14 protein-coding genes are annotated in these 17,136 nt (G+C 33.6%); 7 read left to right on the forward strand and 7 right to left on the reverse strand.

From position 1 onward, the window contains the following. Positions 1-45: 45 nt before the first annotated feature. The 4 genes from EG242_RS08860 to EG242_RS08875 form a co-directional block, all read right to left on the reverse strand. Positions 46-2,190, reverse strand: coding sequence for a M3 family metallopeptidase (locus EG242_RS08860; RefSeq protein ID WP_124899538.1), 2,145 nt, complete (start codon positions 2,188-2,190; stop codon positions 46-48). 99 nt (positions 2,191-2,289) lie between these two features. Next, positions 2,290-2,811, reverse strand: coding sequence for a YceI family protein (locus EG242_RS08865; protein WP_124899539.1), 522 nt, complete (start codon positions 2,809-2,811; stop codon positions 2,290-2,292). Between the two features lie 18 nt (positions 2,812-2,829). Further along, the gene (locus EG242_RS08870) at positions 2,830-3,546 is read right to left on the reverse strand and encodes a pirin family protein (protein ID WP_124899540.1); all 717 of its coding nucleotides are present in this window, start codon (positions 3,544-3,546) and stop codon (positions 2,830-2,832) included. A 91-nt stretch (positions 3,547-3,637) separates the two neighbouring features. Then, complete coding sequence (locus tag EG242_RS08875; protein WP_124899541.1) at positions 3,638-4,219, reverse strand: Crp/Fnr family transcriptional regulator; 582 nt, start codon at positions 4,217-4,219, stop codon at positions 3,638-3,640. Positions 4,220-4,313: 94 nt separating this feature from the next. Here EG242_RS08875 and EG242_RS08880 point away from each other — a divergent pair, with 94 nt between their 5' ends. Next, positions 4,314-4,763 (forward strand): GNAT family N-acetyltransferase, encoded by a 450-nt coding sequence (locus EG242_RS08880; RefSeq protein WP_124899542.1) that lies wholly within the window; start codon positions 4,314-4,316, stop codon positions 4,761-4,763. 13 nt (positions 4,764-4,776) lie between these two features. After that, on the forward strand, positions 4,777-6,120 hold the full coding sequence (locus EG242_RS08885) for a L,D-transpeptidase scaffold domain-containing protein (RefSeq protein WP_124899543.1): 1,344 nt from the start codon (positions 4,777-4,779) through the stop codon (positions 6,118-6,120). On the opposite strand, the gene EG242_RS08890 is transcribed toward EG242_RS08885, so the two are convergent. Further along, positions 6,109-6,915, reverse strand: a complete 807-nt coding sequence (locus tag EG242_RS08890) for a murein L,D-transpeptidase catalytic domain family protein (protein WP_124899544.1) — start codon at positions 6,913-6,915, stop codon at positions 6,109-6,111. The two genes, EG242_RS08885 and EG242_RS08890, sit on opposite strands and share 12 nt — an antisense overlap. Before the next feature lie 181 nt (positions 6,916-7,096). On the opposite strand from EG242_RS08890, the gene gpmI reads away from it, so the two are divergent. From gpmI to EG242_RS08910, 4 genes are all read left to right on the forward strand, one after another. Next, entirely contained in the window at positions 7,097-8,614 is a 1,518-nt protein-coding gene (gene gpmI, locus EG242_RS08895) for a 2,3-bisphosphoglycerate-independent phosphoglycerate mutase (protein WP_124899545.1), read from the forward strand. 90 nt (positions 8,615-8,704) lie between these two features. After that, the gene (locus tag EG242_RS08900) at positions 8,705-9,556 is read left to right on the forward strand and encodes a T9SS type A sorting domain-containing protein (RefSeq protein ID WP_124899546.1); all 852 of its coding nucleotides are present in this window, start codon (positions 8,705-8,707) and stop codon (positions 9,554-9,556) included. A 108-nt stretch (positions 9,557-9,664) separates the two neighbouring features. After that, the gene (gene map, locus EG242_RS08905; RefSeq protein WP_124899547.1) at positions 9,665-10,486 is read left to right on the forward strand and encodes a type I methionyl aminopeptidase; all 822 of its coding nucleotides are present in this window, start codon (positions 9,665-9,667) and stop codon (positions 10,484-10,486) included. 4 nt (positions 10,487-10,490) lie between these two features. Beyond that, a complete protein-coding gene (locus EG242_RS08910) occupies positions 10,491-11,255 on the forward strand; it encodes a class I SAM-dependent methyltransferase (RefSeq protein ID WP_124899551.1) in 765 nt (254 codons plus the stop codon). Positions 11,256-11,468: 213 nt separating this feature from the next. On the opposite strand, the gene EG242_RS08915 is transcribed toward EG242_RS08910, so the two are convergent. Both EG242_RS08915 and EG242_RS08920 read right to left on the reverse strand, forming a co-directional pair. Beyond that, positions 11,469-14,282: a M16 family metallopeptidase gene (locus tag EG242_RS08915; RefSeq protein WP_124899548.1), complete on the reverse strand. Its 2,814-nt coding sequence runs from the start codon at positions 14,280-14,282 to the stop codon at positions 11,469-11,471. A 121-nt stretch (positions 14,283-14,403) separates the two neighbouring features. Next, the gene (locus EG242_RS08920) at positions 14,404-16,137 is read right to left on the reverse strand and encodes an aromatic amino acid hydroxylase (protein WP_124899549.1); all 1,734 of its coding nucleotides are present in this window, start codon (positions 16,135-16,137) and stop codon (positions 14,404-14,406) included. 190 nt (positions 16,138-16,327) lie between these two features. Here EG242_RS08920 and EG242_RS08925 point away from each other — a divergent pair, with 190 nt between their 5' ends. Then, a complete protein-coding gene (locus tag EG242_RS08925; RefSeq protein ID WP_124899550.1) occupies positions 16,328-17,023 on the forward strand; it encodes a hypothetical protein in 696 nt (231 codons plus the stop codon). The last annotated feature ends 113 nt before the right edge of the window (positions 17,024-17,136 follow it).

Genomic DNA, 17,136 nt, shown 5'->3' on the forward strand with positions numbered 1-17,136 from the left:
TTAAAGAATAAAAAAGCTCGAATTTAAAATCGAGCTTTTTGTTTATTAGTTTAATCCGCGTTTTTTCAACAACGGTTCAATTTTCGGGTCAGCACCACGGAATTTTCTGTATAACTCTGCAGGATCTTCTGTTCCTCCTTTTTCTAAAACATATTTACGGAACATCAATGCTTTTTCAGAATTGAACAAGCCTGCTGTTTTAAATGCTTCAAACGCATCGGTATCTAAAACGGCACTCCAGATGTAGCTGTAATATCCTGCTGAATATCCGCCTGCAAAAATGTGACTGAAATAGGTACTTCTGTAACGTGGAATAATTGCATCAATCAATCCGGCTTCTTTCATTGCGTTAATTTCAAACGTATTTATATCGTCTTTAATTTCTTCGGTTGCCGTGTGGTATTTCATATCTAAAAACGATGCTGCTAAATATTCTGTTGTTGCAAAACCTTGATCAAAAGTTCCCGCTTTTTTCATTTTTTCGATTAATGCATCAGGAATTACTTCGCCCGTTTTGTAATGTTTTGCATACATTTTTAAAACTTCAGGTTCCGCAGCCCAATTTTCCATTATTTGTGATGGAAGTTCAACAAAATCTCTTGGAACATTTGTTCCTGCTAAGCTTCTGTAATTTACGTTTGATAACAATCCGTGCAACGCATGACCAAATTCATGGAAAAACGTAGTTGTTTCGTCAAAAGTTAATAATGACGGAGTGGTTGCGGTTGGTTTTGTGAAATTGCAAACAATAGAAATGACCGGATTTTTACGTTTACCGTTTTCCATTTGCTGGTTGCGGTACGATGTCATCCAAGCGCCACCACGTTTTGATTCGCGCGGATGCATATCCATATACAATAAACCTAATGATTTTTTATCGCCATCGAACACTTCCCAAACCGTAACATCTGTATGATATTTAGGTACGTTCGTTAATTCCTTATAAGTTAATCCCCATAGTTTATTGGTTACATCGAAAATTCCTTTGCGAACATTCTCTAAACTTAAATAAGGTTTTAATTCTTGCTCGTCTAAATTATAACGCTCCTTACGAATTTTCTCTGCATAATAACGCCAATCTGCAGGCGCAACATCTTCATTAATTCCTTCTTTGCGCATTAAAGCCTGAATGTCTGTAGCCTCTTGTTTTGCTTTATTAACAGCCGGTGCCCATAATTTCATTAACAAGGTATTTACAGCTTCAGGATTTTTCGCCATACTTTCTTCTAACACATATTCTGCGTGGTTTTTATAACCTAACAATTGTGCTTTTTGCATACGTAAATTGGCAATTTTAAGCACATTTTCTTTATTGTCGTTTCCGTTGTTTTGGTTTCCACGAACCTGATATGCATTCCAGATTGTTTTTCGCAGTTCGCGATTATCGGCATATTGTAAAAACGGCATTACGCTAGAATTGCTTAACGTAAAAACGTATTTACCTTCTTTGCCTTTGGCTTTAGCTTCTTCGGCAGCGGCTTCGATTAGTTCGGTTGGTAAACCTGCCAAGTTTTCTTTTTTATCGATAACCAATTCGTAATTATTGGTTTCGTTCAACAAATTATCGCCGTATTTTAATGATAAAACAGATAATTCACTATTCAGTTTTTTAAGTTTGTCTTTATTTTCTGCCGAAAGATTTGCGCCACTACGCACAAAACGTTTGTAAGTTTCATCTAACAACATTTGTTGTTCTGAGCTAAGCTTTAAAGTTTCGGGTTTTGTAATTTGATATTGATTGTAAACGTTTTTTACTTTTTGAAAAAGCGCATCGTTTAAATAAATGTTGTCATTGTGTTCTGAAAGGGTAGGAGCCATTTCTTGTGACAGCTTCTGCAATTCGTCATTTGTATTGGCGCTTGTTAAATTGTAAAGTACGGTGGTAACTTTTTTTAGCGTTTCGCCAGAATTATCAATAGCTACAATAACGTTTTCAAACGATGGTTGTTCTTTGTTGTCTACAATTGCCTGAATGTCTTTTTGGTGATCTTTAATGCCTTCTAAAATAGCGGGTTTAAAATGGCTGTTCTGAATTTTATCGAACGGAGGAACTTCAAACGGAGTGTTCCATTCGGCGATTAAAGGGTTTTCTTGTCCTGATGTCATTACGGTGTTTTCCTTCTTATTACACGATTGTTGTGTAGCTGCACCTGCTAATAAGCACAGCATAATGATTGTTTTACGATTCATTACTTATGTTTTGTTGCAATTTACTAAAAGTATCGGCATAAAAAAAGTACAATCTGTTGAAAGATTGTACTTTACAAAAAAACAATTAAATATTAACTTTTATTTTTGCTCAACTAACTGAATTTCTGCATTTAACTTAACATCTTCGCCTACTAATACACCGCCAGTTTCTAACGCAGCGTTGTAGGTTAGGCCAAAATCTTTACGGTTAATTTTCCCGTCTAGGTTTATACCAACTTTGGTGTTTCCCCACGGATCGGTCATTAAACCACTAAATTCTGCATTTAATGTAACAGGTTTTGTAATGCCTTTTATGGTTAAATCGCCTGTGATTTGGTATTCGTTTCCGTCACCTTCAATTTTTGTAGATTTAAAATTTAAGGTAGGATACTGCTCTGCATCAAAGAAATCTGCACTTTTTAAGTGGTTGTCTCTGTCTGTGTTGTTTGTGAAAATTGAATTAACTTTCGCTTCAAACTGTAAATTGGCCTCTTTTAAATCATTGTCAAAATCAATTTCTGCCGAATAATCGTTAAAATTTCCTTTTACGTTAGTAAACATCATGTGTTTTACCTTAAAACCTACCTCGGTATGTGTAGGATCAATTGTCCATTTTTTCATAATATAAATATTTTTAAATTAATTTAAGTTCATTGGAACTTCTATAATTAGAAATTCACTTTTATCATTTGTTTTGATACTCACTTTGTCTGTGTCCCAAATTCCAATAGCATCGCGGGTTTGAAGTGAATTTCCGTCAACTTCGATCGATCCATTTAAAAGAAAAATATAAATTCCGTTGTTTTTAGGATCTTCAACAGTAATGGTGGTTTCTTTATCAGAATCGAACTTTGCCATTTTAAACCAAGCGTTTTGTTGTAAGCGCAAAGTACCTTCGGCTGTTGTTGGTTGAATCAGTGTTTTAATTTCGTTATCGTTTACGGCATATTCCATTTGACCGTAACGCGGCGTAATGTTCATTTTGTTTGGAATGATCCATATTTGCAGAAATTTTACAGCTTCGGTTACGCTTCCATTCATTTCGCTGTGGGTAACACCTGTGCCTGCACTCATAAACTGAATTTCGCTTTTTTGTATAACTCCTTCAGATCCGGTACTGTCTTTATGTGCCAGTTTTCCTTCTAACGGAATGGAAACAATTTCCATGTTTTCGTGCGGATGCGCGCCAAAGCCTCTGCCAGCTGCTACATAATCATCATTTAAAACTCGTAAAGCTCCAAAATTAACACGTTCTGGGTTGAAATATCCTGCAAACGAAAAGGTATGATAAGATTTTAACCAACCGTGATCGGCATATCCTCTCGATGTTCCTAAATCTATTATATACTGTGCCATTGTTTTCTTTAATTTTAATAATGTAAAGTTAGTTTACAAAAATGAATTGGCTGTTAACCTATATTAAGAAATGACAACAAGTGTTTAAAAGCTATTTTTTGCGTAGTAAATTACTTTTCATTTTGCTGAAAAATTCAGGTGTAACGCCAATGTAAGATGCAATATTTTTTTGAGGTAAGCAGTTAATAATATCGGTATGTTTTTTTAAGAATTTTTCATAGCGCTCTTCTGCAGTTAACGACATTTTGTCTAAAATGCGCTGTTGGTTAGAAATTAAATTGTTTTCGGTAAGTATTCTAAAGAAACGCTCTAATTTTGGTACTTCATTAAATAATCTTTCGGCATGGCTTCTTTGTAAAATAAGTACTTCACAATCTTCCATTACATCAATATATAAAATTGCAGGTTTTTCAGTTAAATAACTATACATATCAGCAACCCACCATCCAGGTACTGCAAAACTTAAAATATGTATTGCACCATTATCATCTATAGTGTAACTGCGTAAAATTCCCTTTAAAACAAAATAAGTGAAATGTGCTTCGTCTCCAGGTTTAATAACAACAGTTTTTGCCTTAAAGCTATCAGATTCAAACGCATTTAATACTAATTCTTCTTCTTGTGAAGTTAATGTAATATGTTTTGATATATTTTGAAGTAATAAATTTTTCATTTGAGGTAGCTGTTAATTTTGCGATTATAAAAATAATGATTAATTATGATAACATCTATTTTATTTAGTACCTTGTTGAAAATATAAATTTTGCATGTTAACATTTAAACAAATAAAAGCAAACGATGTTATAAACATTCGTCATACCGTATTAAAAGAAGGTCAGCCAATAGAAGTTTGTCATTTTGAAGGCGATTTAGACGAAGGTACCAAGCATTTTGGCGCATTTTTAAACAATACGTTGGTTGGTGCCGTAACCATGATGTCTAAAAAAACAAACAATTACAAAGTACATCCGGTGTATCGTTTAACAGGGTTGTCTATTTTACCAGAACATCAACATAAAAATATAGGTAAACGCTTGTTGCATTTTGCCGAAGAAAACATTTCCCGAAAAGGTTCTGTAATGATTTGGTGTTTTGCACGCGATTATGCCGTAAATTTTTACAAAAAGAACGGATACCGATTAAATGTGCAGCAGGTGGTAATTCCATACATTGGTTCTCACAGAATTATGTTTAAATTTGTACCGAAAGAAGATTAACTGTTTTTTAAAAATGAATATTAGAAAAATTATTGTTGGGGCACTTATTTTTTCTGCATGTACAAGTAACAATTCTAAACAGAATTTATCAAATGCAGAAAAAACTGTAAGGGTAGAAAAAATCATGCTGTTTGGAAAAGATGAAAATGTTGTAAAGTTTTATACCGATAATAATTTTGAAACTATTTGGCAAGACAGTTTAAATAGAAATGATTTAATTTCTGCTATTATTGATAGTAGATATGATGCCGTTTTGCCCGAAAAATATCCCTTAAAAAAATTAATTTCTGCACATTACAACTATAACGTTTTAAGTATTGCTGAATTACAGAAAGCCGATGTTATTTTCAGCGAAAACTTTTTTCGTATAGCAAAACAATTGGCAACAGGCAAAGTAAACCCAAAAAAACTTTATGGCGACTGGGAACCTTACATTCCGGAAAATGATTATGCAGCATTGTTAAACCAATCAGTTGCAGATCAAAAAGTTTATGATGCTTTAGAAGAGATCAAACCTAAGAACGAACTCTACCTAAAATACAAAAAAGCATTCGCAAAGTATGTTCCCATAACTTCTAAAGATACCTTGTCTGCCGAAGGATTGTTGCGAAAAAAAGTGTGGGTTAATTTTGAACGAACTAAATGGTTAGCGCCCGATTTAGGCGAAAATTATGTTTGGATTAATCTACCACAATATAATTTGCAATTGGTTGAAAATGGTAAAGTAACCGATTCATACAAAATAATTATAGGTAAAAAGGAACGTAAAACCCCGATACTTTCATCAGCTTTTAACGGAATTATCGTAAATCCAAAATGGACAGTTCCACCAACAATTCTTAAAAATGACGTTGTTCCAAAAGCATCGGCTAATCGAGGTTATTTCGCATCGAACCGTTTAACAATCTTTGACAAAAAAACCGGAAAACAAGTAAGCCCCGAAAATTGGATTCCTGCTAATTATGGATCATATCGTTACGTACAACAAACCGGTAAACTAAATTCTTTGGGTCAGATAAAGTTCGATTTTCCCAATAAACACATGGTTTATTTACACGATACCAATAACAGAACACGTTTTATAGAAAACAATCGTGCGTTAAGCTCGGGTTGTATTCGTGTAGAGGATCCGTTTAGGTTAGCGGAAAAAATATTTAAAATAGAAGGAAAAAATATATTAAAAAGCGAAATTGATACATTGGCAGTAAAAGAAAAGACCAAAAACTTTAAATTAAACCAAAAAGTAAACATCCATCAAGTGTATTTTACAGCCGTAATCAATGATGCCGGCGATGTAAAAATTCTTAACGACGTTTACTCTTTAGATAATAAATTGTATAAAAGATTAATTCAATAAATTAGATGCATTAAGGTAACCCTTTTGGTCTGCATGGTAAATAAACAAACAGCTTTCGTTTTTAATAAGGTTTATAATATCATGTGCAACATCATTAGGTAATGCAGGGCAACCTAAGCTTCTGCCTAAATAACCTTGATTTTTTCCCATTCTTTCATTCGCGTAATCGGCAGCATGTATTACAATATCACGTTCGCGTGCGTTGCTGTTAATACCTGGTTCTAAGCCATCTAAACGTAACGATAAACCGTGTTTTCCAAAGTAAGTTTCGGCGGTGGTATAAAAACCAAGGCTGCTTTTGTACGATTCGCGTGTGTTAGAAAAATCTGTTGCATATTCTTTACCGCTGTTTCTTCCGTGTGAAACCACTGTTTGGTAAAGAATTTCATTCGATTTCATATCAATAACCCACATTCTGCGTTCGGTTGATGATTTAGTAAAATCAATAATAGTAAGAAGGTCTTTGTTTAATTTTCCTTCTTCTTTAAGTTTGTAGTAACCCTTAAATGCCGCTTTAAAGCTTTCCATTTCCGGCTTGTCGAATTTTTTTTCGTCTAAATCTAAGTATTCCGATAAAACTAATTTATCAAAAGCACTTAAATTACTTGTTGTAGATTTTAAATTTGTTTTTGTTACAGCTGCAATCTCTTTAGATTTTATAGTAGATGATTTTGTAACTACTGTAACTTTTTTACCATTTCCATTTCCATTGTTATCTCCGTTGGCATCATTAATTATCATTGGTTTGAACGATAATAGACCCACCATCATTATAGGCAATAATTTAAAATTCATTTGTTCTTATATTAATGTTGTTTAAACTTCTGAACGTAAATATAATAACTTTATTACAAACCAAGTTGTTAATTTAATGTTTAATAAACATATTTAACATTTGTTTTTGCTAAAATGTTAAAAAAACAAACCGAAATCTAAAATTCTATGAGTAAATTTGAACCATATTTTTAATAGCAAAATGAACAAAAAAGTCCTTTTAATGATATTAGATGGTTGGGGAAATTCACCCGACCCAAAAGTGTCTGCCATAGATCATGCGAACACTCCTTTTATCGACAGTTTATATAAAAAATATCCTTTTGCACAATTACGAACCGACGGTTTAAATGTTGGTTTGCCTGACGGGCAAATGGGAAATTCCGAAGTAGGGCACATGAATCTGGGTGCCGGTAGAATTGTATATCAAGATTTGGCAAAGATTAATCTGGCGGTTCAAAACAAAACATTAAATGTAGAACCTGTTTTGCAAGAAGCGTTTAATTATGCGAAAGCAAACAACAAACCAGTTCATTTTTTAGGATTGGTTTCTGATGGAGGTGTGCATTCACATATCAATCATTTATTCGGATTATTAGATGCAGCCAATGATTTCGGTTTGAACGATATTTTTGTACATGCTTTTACCGATGGTCGTGATGTAGATCCAAAGTCAGGCGCAGGTCATATTGATAATTTAGTAAAACACATAGCAAATTCTCCGGCAAAACTGGCATCTGTTGTTGGCAGATATTACGCCATGGATCGCGACAAACGTTGGGAACGAGTTAAAAAATCTTATGATTTATTGGTAAAGGGAATTGGAATGCCTTCGCGAAATGCGGTTTTAAGTATATCAGACAGTTATTTAAATGATGTTACCGATGAGTTCATCGACCCGATTGTAATGGTTCATGATAACAATAAACCCGTTGCAACAATTAATGAAGGCGATGTTGTGGTCTTTTTTAATTTTAGAACCGATCGCGGCAGACAGCTAACCGAAGTGTTATCACAAGTAGATCTGCCAGAGTTTGGTATGGAAAAATTAGATTTGAACTATGTTACACTTACTAATTACGATGAAAGCTATAATAATGTTAAAGTTGTTTATAACAAAGATAATGTAACAAATACATTGGGCGAAGTTTTAGAAAGTGCTGGTAAAAAACAGATTCGCATGGCAGAAACCGAAAAGTATCCGCATGTAACGTTTTTCTTTTCAGGCGGTCGTGAAGAACCTTTTGTAGGCGAATCACGCATTTTGTGTCCGTCGCCTAAAGTAGCAACTTACGATTTAAAACCCGAAATGAGTGCTTACGATTTAAAAGATGCCTTAATACCTGAATTAAATAAAGCCGAAGCCGATTTTATTGTAATTAATTTTGCAAACGGAGATATGGTTGGGCATACCGGCAGCATGAGTGCAGCAATAAAAGCTTGTGAAACGGTTGATATTTGCACAAACCAAATTGTAAATGCTGCTGTTTTAAATAATTATACGGTAATTGTTTTGGCAGATCACGGAAATTGTGAAACCATGTACAATGAAGACGGAAGTCCGAATACGGCGCACACAACAAATCCCGTTCCTGTTATTTTAATAGATAAAGATATTAAAGAAATTCATAACGGTGTTTTGGCAGATATTGCTCCGACAGTTCTAAAATTAATGGGTGTTCCACAACCAGATGTTATGACAGCTAAAGCGTTGGTTTAAAAAAAAAAGGAAGTAAATGTTTTTTATTTAGAAAAAAATGTTATTTTTATACCTAAAATTTAATTAACTCAATTTTAAATACAATAAATTATGAAAAAACTTTTACTTTCTGTAGCATTCGTGTGTGTTGCATCTATCACCGCAAATGCACAAACGACCCTTTCACAAACAGGAGGAGTAGCACCAACAAAAGGAACTGTTGCTTGTGCAGAGTCTAATCAGCAAACGCAACAATTTATTAGGATGAGTGATAATGCTTATTTTAGAGCGTACACAATGGCAGCGGCAACAAAGATTATATCGGTGAAAGTAGGTGTTGGTAGCGTACAGGGCAATTTCCCTTTGACAGTGACGTTATATAAAAGTACAGGAGCTTTTCCTGGTTCTTTTGCTACAGGTTTAACTCAATTAGCAACTAAAGATGCGACATTTACATCTGCAAATGATTTAAAATTAGTTGAAGTAACTTTAGATGTTCCAGTTGCTGTAGCTTCGGGTGATATTATTGTGGCTAAAATCCATCATGGCGCTGGAGTTGCTGGAGATGGGAAACGTTTTTATATGGGAATAGCACCTACTGAAACTGCAAGTGCATATATGCTCTCAACAGGATGTCAAATCAATACCCCTACGGTAATGACAACAATTAATGCTGAAGCAAAAATTATCATTGATTTAGTTGAGAATGCTAATGCTTCTTCAGAACAATTCTTTGCAGAAAACTTTAATATGTATCCAAATCCAGCAACTGATGTTTTAAATATTTCATCTAAAAAGGGTTTAAATGCTAGCGAAGTTAGAATTACTGATATGACAGGGAAAGTTGTTAGAACTCAAAAAGACGCAACAACAGTAAATGTGTCTGATCTATCAGCGGGAACTTACTTAATTGATATCACAACTAAAGAAGGTAAAGCAACTTCTAAGTTTATTAAAAAATAGTATTCTCTAAATATTAAATCTAAAGCCCGAAATTATTTTCGGGCTTTTTTTATAAACAACCAGTTTTTGCTTTAAAATCTGTAAATTTGCAAAACAAAATATTATATAATGATTGTAATTAAATCTAGAGAAGAAATAGAAATCATGCGTACAGCTGCATTATTGGTTTCTAAAACTTTAGGAATGTTAGCTTCAGAAATAAAGCCAGGTGTAACAACCCTGCATTTAGATAAATTAGCAGAACAATATATTAGAGATCACGGCGGTGTACCTGGTTTTTTAGGTTTATACGGTTGCCCTTGCACATTGCTTACAAGTGTAAACGAACAAATTGTTCACGGTTTACCTACAAACCGCGCATTAGAAGAGGGCGATGTAGTTTCGTGTGATTTAGGTGCTATTGTAAACGAATATTATGGCGATCATTGCTATACTTTTGAAGTTGGTGAAGTTGCTGCCGAAACTAAAAAATTGTTACAGGTTACAAAAGAATCACTATATACAGGTATTCGTGAATTTAAAGCCGGAAACAGAGTAGAAGATGTGGGTTCTGCTATTCAGCGTTATGCCGAAGGTCACGGATATTCAGTTGTTCGTGAATTAGTGGGGCACGGATTGGGTAAAAAAATGCACGAAGGACCAGAAATGCCGAATTATGGTAAAAAAGGTCGTGGAAAATTGTTTCAAGAAGGAATGACTGTTGCTATTGAACCTATGATTAATATGGGAACTAAAAATATTAAGCAGTTAAAAGACGGTTGGACAATTGTTACACGCGACGGAAAACCATCGGCACATTTTGAACATGATGTGGCTTTGGTTGACGGAAAACCTGAACTACTTTCTACTTTTGCATACATTTACAAAGCTTTGGGAATTGTATCGAACGAAGAAGAAGAGTTTCGTAAACAGCCTTTAGTTTTATCATAAAATGATTAAAAAAGTTTTTAAAACGATATTAAATACCATACCTCGCCCCGTATTAATCAGGGCGAGTTATTTTGTTAGACCCGTTTTGGCATTGGCTTTAAAGGGAAATCGTTTTACAGATCCTATCGACGAAAAATCATTTAAAACATTTCTTCCTTACGGATACGGAAATCAGCGAAACAACGTTCTTTCGCCAAGTACTTTGTCTTTAGAGCGCCATCGCTTACTTTGGTTGTATTTAAAAAGTGAAACCAATTTTTTCTCGAAGGATTTAAAAGTATTGCATTTTGCTCCGGAACAGGCATTTTATAGTCGGTTTAAAAAACAGAAAAATCTAGATTATACCACAACAGATTTAGAGTCGCCTTTAGCTGATGTAAAAGCCGATATTTGCAACCTGCCTTTTGAAAATGATGCTTATGATGTTATTTTATGTAATCACGTTTTAGAGCATATACCAAATGACACTAAAGCAATGCAAGAATTGTATCGCGTTTTAAAGCCGGGTGGAATGGCAGTTTTACAGATTCCACAAGATTTATCAAGAGAAAAAACGTTTGAAGATAATTCTATTACCGATAAAAAAGAACGGGCTAAAATATTCGGGCAATATGATCACGTTCGAGTGTATGGTCGCGATTATTTTGATAAGTTAAGAAGTGTTGGTTTTAAAGTTGATGCTGTTGATTACACTGAAAAATTATCAAAAGAAGAAGTAGAAAAATACTGTTTGGCAAAAGGAGAAATTATTCCGGTTTGTTATAAGTAAAAGAATAAAAAGTCCTGATGCAATGAAGTGTTAGGATTTTATATTTTTAATATATCCTTTTTAGAATTCCACCGGTATTTTCTTTAATGAAACTTGAAATGATGAATGCGCTTTCGTTGTGCTCATGAACAGCAATTTTAAGTTTTGTAACATTTTAAAACAAAAAACTCCGATTGAATTTCAATCGGAGTTTTTATTGATGTATACTTAAAACTATTTTTTAGCAGTTTCTGGTTTTAATACTGCAATAATACGGTTTTTTGTTAAGTATTTTTTAGCAACATCCTGAACATCTTTTGCAGTTAAGGCATTTAAGTTCTTTTCGAAATCTAATGCTTTTTCTGGATTTTCCTGCTCATTAAATGCTCTAAGCATAACATTTAACCAATAGCTGTTTTCTTTTAAAGATTTGGTGTAATCAGTCATTTCACCTTCTTTAAACTTCACTAAATCTGCAGCTTCTGGTCCGTTTTGCTGAATTTTCTCAACTTCTTTTAAAGTTAATTCAATTAATTTATCAGCATCGGCTGGGTTTGTAGGATACGAAATAGAGAAGTTGTAAGAGCCATAAGGTAATTTGCTTAAGCTACCTTGAGCACCAGCACCATAAACACCACCTTCTTTTTCACGTAATTCTTCAATTAACTTAATGGTTAAAATTTCACCTAAAGCTTGCATTGCAAGATTTTCTTTTGCAGAGTAGGTAGTTTCGCCAGCGTAAGAAATTCTAACGGAAGCTTTATCATCGTTTCCTTTGAAGACCTCTTTTTTGTGAACACCCGTTTTACCACGCATACCTGTGTCTTTAAATGTTTCTTTGCGGTTTAAAGCTGGTAACGAGGCTAAATATTTTTCAGAGAACATTTTCATTTGCTCGTCGGTCACGTTTCCAACAAAATAAAACTCAAAATCGCTGGCATCAGCAAAACGCTCTTTAAATAAATCGTATGCTTTTTTGTAATCTGTGTTATCCCAATCTTTTTCAGTAGGAATTGGCGATGAATAACGCGCATTGTGTCCGTACATGAAATCAGAAACTTCAATTTGGAAAAACACTTCTGGCATTGCCATCATGTTCGCTAAATAAGATTTCATTTTGTTCTTTTCAGACTCAAATGCTTTTTCATCATAATTTAAATCAGTAAAATAAGCATGAACAGATTGGAACAAGAATTCTAAATCTTTAGGAGTTGCATTACCAGAAAAACCTTCTGTTACGCCACCAACGAAAGGTGAAACGCGGTACAATTTACCTGTATTAAATTTAGTTAATGCATTTTGATCCATACCAGCAATACCTGCTTGTGGTACAGAGCTTGACGCATGTTGTGTTCTTTTGAAGGTGTTGTTATCTAATAAGTTAGATCCACCAAAACTTCTTGCACCAAATAAAATTTCATCGTTTTTAAAGTCGGTTTTTTTGTAAGTTACTTTAGCACCGTTTGATAACGTTAAAGTTGTTGTACCTAACTTATCATTTTTAGTGGTATTGGTAACTTTACCTGGTTTAATTTCGTTACGAATTAATGATTCTGCAACGACAGCATCTTCATAAGGTGTAATTTCTACTTTTGATACGTCTAAAGCTGCTAAAACATCTTTTTCGGTTGGTGTTTTTAAACCTTCTTTTTCCGGACCGGTTAAAATAATTACACGGTTTTCGTCTTTAATGTATGATTGAATTACGTTGTTTACATCTTTTAATGTAATTGTTGGAAGTAATTCTTTTGCTAAATTGTATTCGTAAGAAATTGATGGCATTGCTTCACCTTCTAAAAAGTGATTTTGGTAAATACCTAAATATCTTGATGAATTGTTTTTATCGCGATCGTTATAAGCTTTTTCATAATAAGCTAATGTTTCAGTTTTAGCACGATCTAATTCAGATTGTGTAAAACCGAATTTTCTAGCACGTTCATTTTCAATGGCTAATACTCTTAATGCTTCTAACTGTTTGTCTTCTGCAGTCATTGCTCTTGATTGAAAAGCTTCTTTACCACGACCTAACAATCCGCCATGGAAACTATATCCATATACAAAAGGAGGAGTTGGGCTATTAGTATACTCTTCTAAACGAGCATTAATCATGCTTGAGAATAAATTGTCAATAAAATCGGCTTTGTAATCGCCAACTGTTGTTGATGGTTTTGGTGTGCCTTGATCCTTGTAGTAAATTTCTACGTTAGAAGAAGTTGCTTCTTTATCGGTGTTGATAGATACAAATGTTTCTTTATGATTAGGAATATCGAACGTTTTGCGTTCTTTTGCATTTACAGGATTTTTGTATTTACCAAAATGGCTTTTAATTTTACCTTCCATTTCATTAACATCAATATCTCCCACAACAATGATTGCCATTAAGTTAGGGCGGTACCAATCTTTATAAAACTGACGGATTTCTTCGTGTTTAAATGTTTCTAAATTTTCTTTTGTACCAATAGGTAAGCGTTTTGCGTATAATGAGTTATGAAGCATTTTTGGTAAAAAGTTCTTCATCATTCGCTCGTTAGCACCTAAACGTGTACGGTATTCTTCAATAACAACGCCACGTTCATCGTCGATATCTTTTCCTTCTAAATTAGCGTTAAAAGCCCAGTCTTCTAAAATTTGGAAACCTTTATCTAACTTAACAGGATCATCAGAAGGTATTGGTAAAAAATAAACGGTTTCGTCAAAATTTGTATAAGCATTTAAATGCTGACCAAATTTTACGCCGATACTTTGTAAGTAACTAATTAATTCGTTTTTAGGAAACGTTTTTGTTCCGTTAAAAACCATGTGTTCCATAAAGTGCGCCAAACCAAGTTGTTTGTCAGTTTCTAAAATAGATCCGGCATTTAAAACCATGCGTAAGTCTACTTTTTTCTCTGGTTTAGCATTTTTACGAATGTAGTAAGTTAAGCCATTGTCTAACTTCCCTATACGTACATCGGGGTCATTTGGTATTTTTTGGTTTAAATCTGCAACTTGTGCCCAAATAGATGCAGGTAGAATAAGTAACCCTAACGTAATTTTTTTAAAGTTCATTTTCGGTAATTTTAATTTTTTTTAAAAATAGAAATATTTGTTCATATATTACATTAATATATGATAATAATGTGTTAAAATATAAAAAAGACTTTGATTTAGCAAATCTTTTTATGAAAAATTATAATAGGTTTAAACCATTTGTTATTAAATGAGCTATTTCTGGTTTATTTGTTTTTACACTTAATAAATGATCTAATGCTTTATTGTAAACAGCAAGATTTTTTTGTTTAGCTAATTCAACTATTTCTAAAGTTAATAACCAATCTTGCGGGTGGTTTTGCATCAAATCTAATAAAATAACCTCTAAATCTTCGATTGTGTTTTGCTCGCGGTAATTACGGATTTTTTTATATAAATCTTCTAAAGCAATACGCTCGGCATTTTTTGTTGATTTGATTGTTTTTGTGGTAGGAACATGCGTGATCATATCGAAACTGTTAATATCAGCCGGACCCGAAAAAGCAGAAACTATTTTCTTACCAACAGCCATATCATACGTTCCCCATTCTGGTTGAAACAAAATGGTTTCATTATGAGTAACTGTACAGTTTTTAAAGCTGATAATAATGATTTCACCTTGTAGATTTCTTGATCCTGTGATAATTTCACCCGAAACCGTAATATCACCTTCAAATTCTAGTTCAATATGTTTACCTTCATATATATTGTATGCCTGCAAATCGCGCGGACTCATATCTTCTATTGCAAGATTAATGTTTTTAAGTCGACCAATAGGGCTTCCAAATCCTTCTGAATGATATTCAGTTCCATGATTTACCAATTCTTTTTCTCTATATGCCAAAGCAGTTTTGCCGGTAGTTTGAATGTATACGGGTTTACCATCATGTTTGATAACATTTGTGAATACACCAGAAATTTGTAAGCCTGTAGAAAGTTCAATTGTTCCTAAGGCTTTAGAATGGATTAATTTGTTAATACCGCTTAAGCCACCCGTACGTAAAGCCATTTTATTAGCGAATTCTTCTAAAACCATACTCAATTCTGCAAAATCTTTTGTTACATATAATTGTGGTTGTGGTTTGGTAATATCAAACCCTTGGTAAGCAGCGTCTATACTATAAGGTAGTTTTTCGACTTTATCTGTCATACACCATTCACTTTCACCTATAGATGATAACAAACCGGCACCATATATTTTAGGATTTTCTACAGTTCCTATTAAACCATATTCAACTGTCCACCAATGTAAATTGCGAATTAACGCCATTTCCGATGGTTCAGTTGATTTTGCTTGTAATTCGTCTACTTTAGATCTAATACGAATTAATTCACTTTCCGGTGTTCCTTCGGCTTCTTCTAAAATAGATAATTCACGAATTGCTTCGTAGATTTCATAGTCATGAGCTGATGAGATTGCTTTAGAGCCAATTTCTCCGAATCTGCGTAAATATTCTGCGTATTCCGGATTTGCAATAATAGGCGCGTGACCGGCACCTTCGTGGATAATATCTGGTGCTGGCGTGTATTCTATATTTTCTAACTGCCGGATATCCGAAGCAATAACCAATACATTATACGCTTGAAACTCCATAAAAGCATTCGGTGGAATAAAACCGTCTACCGCAACAGCTGCCCAGCCAATTTCTTTTAATATACGGTTCATTCCATACATACTTGGAATACTTTCTATAGATATACCGGTTTTGTTTAAACCATCTAAATAAGAAGAGTGGGCAACTTTAGATAAATAATCCACATTTTTACGCATTACATATCGCCAAACAGCTTGGTTTATAGAACTGTAATCTTCATAATCTTGTGGTTTTATAAACTGTTTAAGATGCTTGGGTAAACGATCAAGTAGCGGATTAGTTTCAAAATGCTCGTTCATATTATATTATTTCTATTTATATTGATAAGGTTTTCAGTCTTCAAAAATAAGGTATTTTAGTGAGTCTTCTTAATTATAAGTATAGTTCCTTTGTGTTAAAAAAAGACTTTTTTTTTTGAAGGTATTGTTTTTTAAAAATTAATATATAAATTAGCATTGTAAATTAACAATAAAATAATACAAATCTATTATGAAAAAAGTATTTTTATCTTTAGCAACAATTGCTTTTGTTGCTGCAGGATCTTTAACGGTAACTTCTTGTGGAGGTGATGATTCATCACCAGTAACACCACCACCACCACCAGTTAATGTGTTAACTGAAAATTTTATTCAAGTAAATAATGATCAAGAAGAAATTGTTTATTCTCTTTTAGCTTATCATGCTAACGGAGCTTCGGGGGCACCTATTAAAGAGTATGCTACTACCGATGGTACTAAATATATTATGTTTGAGATGATTTCTCATAACGGTACTGCAGTAGGAACATTATCAAGTGCTACAGCTCAAACATGGGTAACTATCGCAACTATAGTTGATGATTCTGTTCCAGTTGACTCTACTGCTGATAGTGGGAAAATTGGTGGAGGTAGATATTTTGCGCCTTTTACTGAAGGAGCAAATACTCAAGTTATTTCTGCTTATACAGATATGAATGATACTGATTATGATTTTGCGGACACATTTGAATTTGATATCACTGCATTATCTTTTGGTCAAACTGGAGCTGCAACTTATGTATTAACAGGAGCAGATGAAAGTGATTCATCTATAACTTTAACTACAAACTTGAATGGAAATATGCCGTCTTTTTATTCTTTAGACGCTAGTTCAGCAAAAGGAACTAAATTGTCAAAGAAAGACGCTAAGTTTACTTTAGTTAAGTAATTAAAAAATAATGTTTTTTTAAAGAAGCTGTCTCAAAACTAGATAGCTTCTTTTTGCTTTTTAGAATATATATGTTCTTGTATAGTTGGATTTTTACTGTAGTTTTTGTAAAT

The organism is Paenimyroides viscosum, from assembly GCF_003858535.1.
GTDB lineage: Bacteria > Bacteroidota > Bacteroidia > Flavobacteriales > Flavobacteriaceae > Flavobacterium > Flavobacterium viscosum.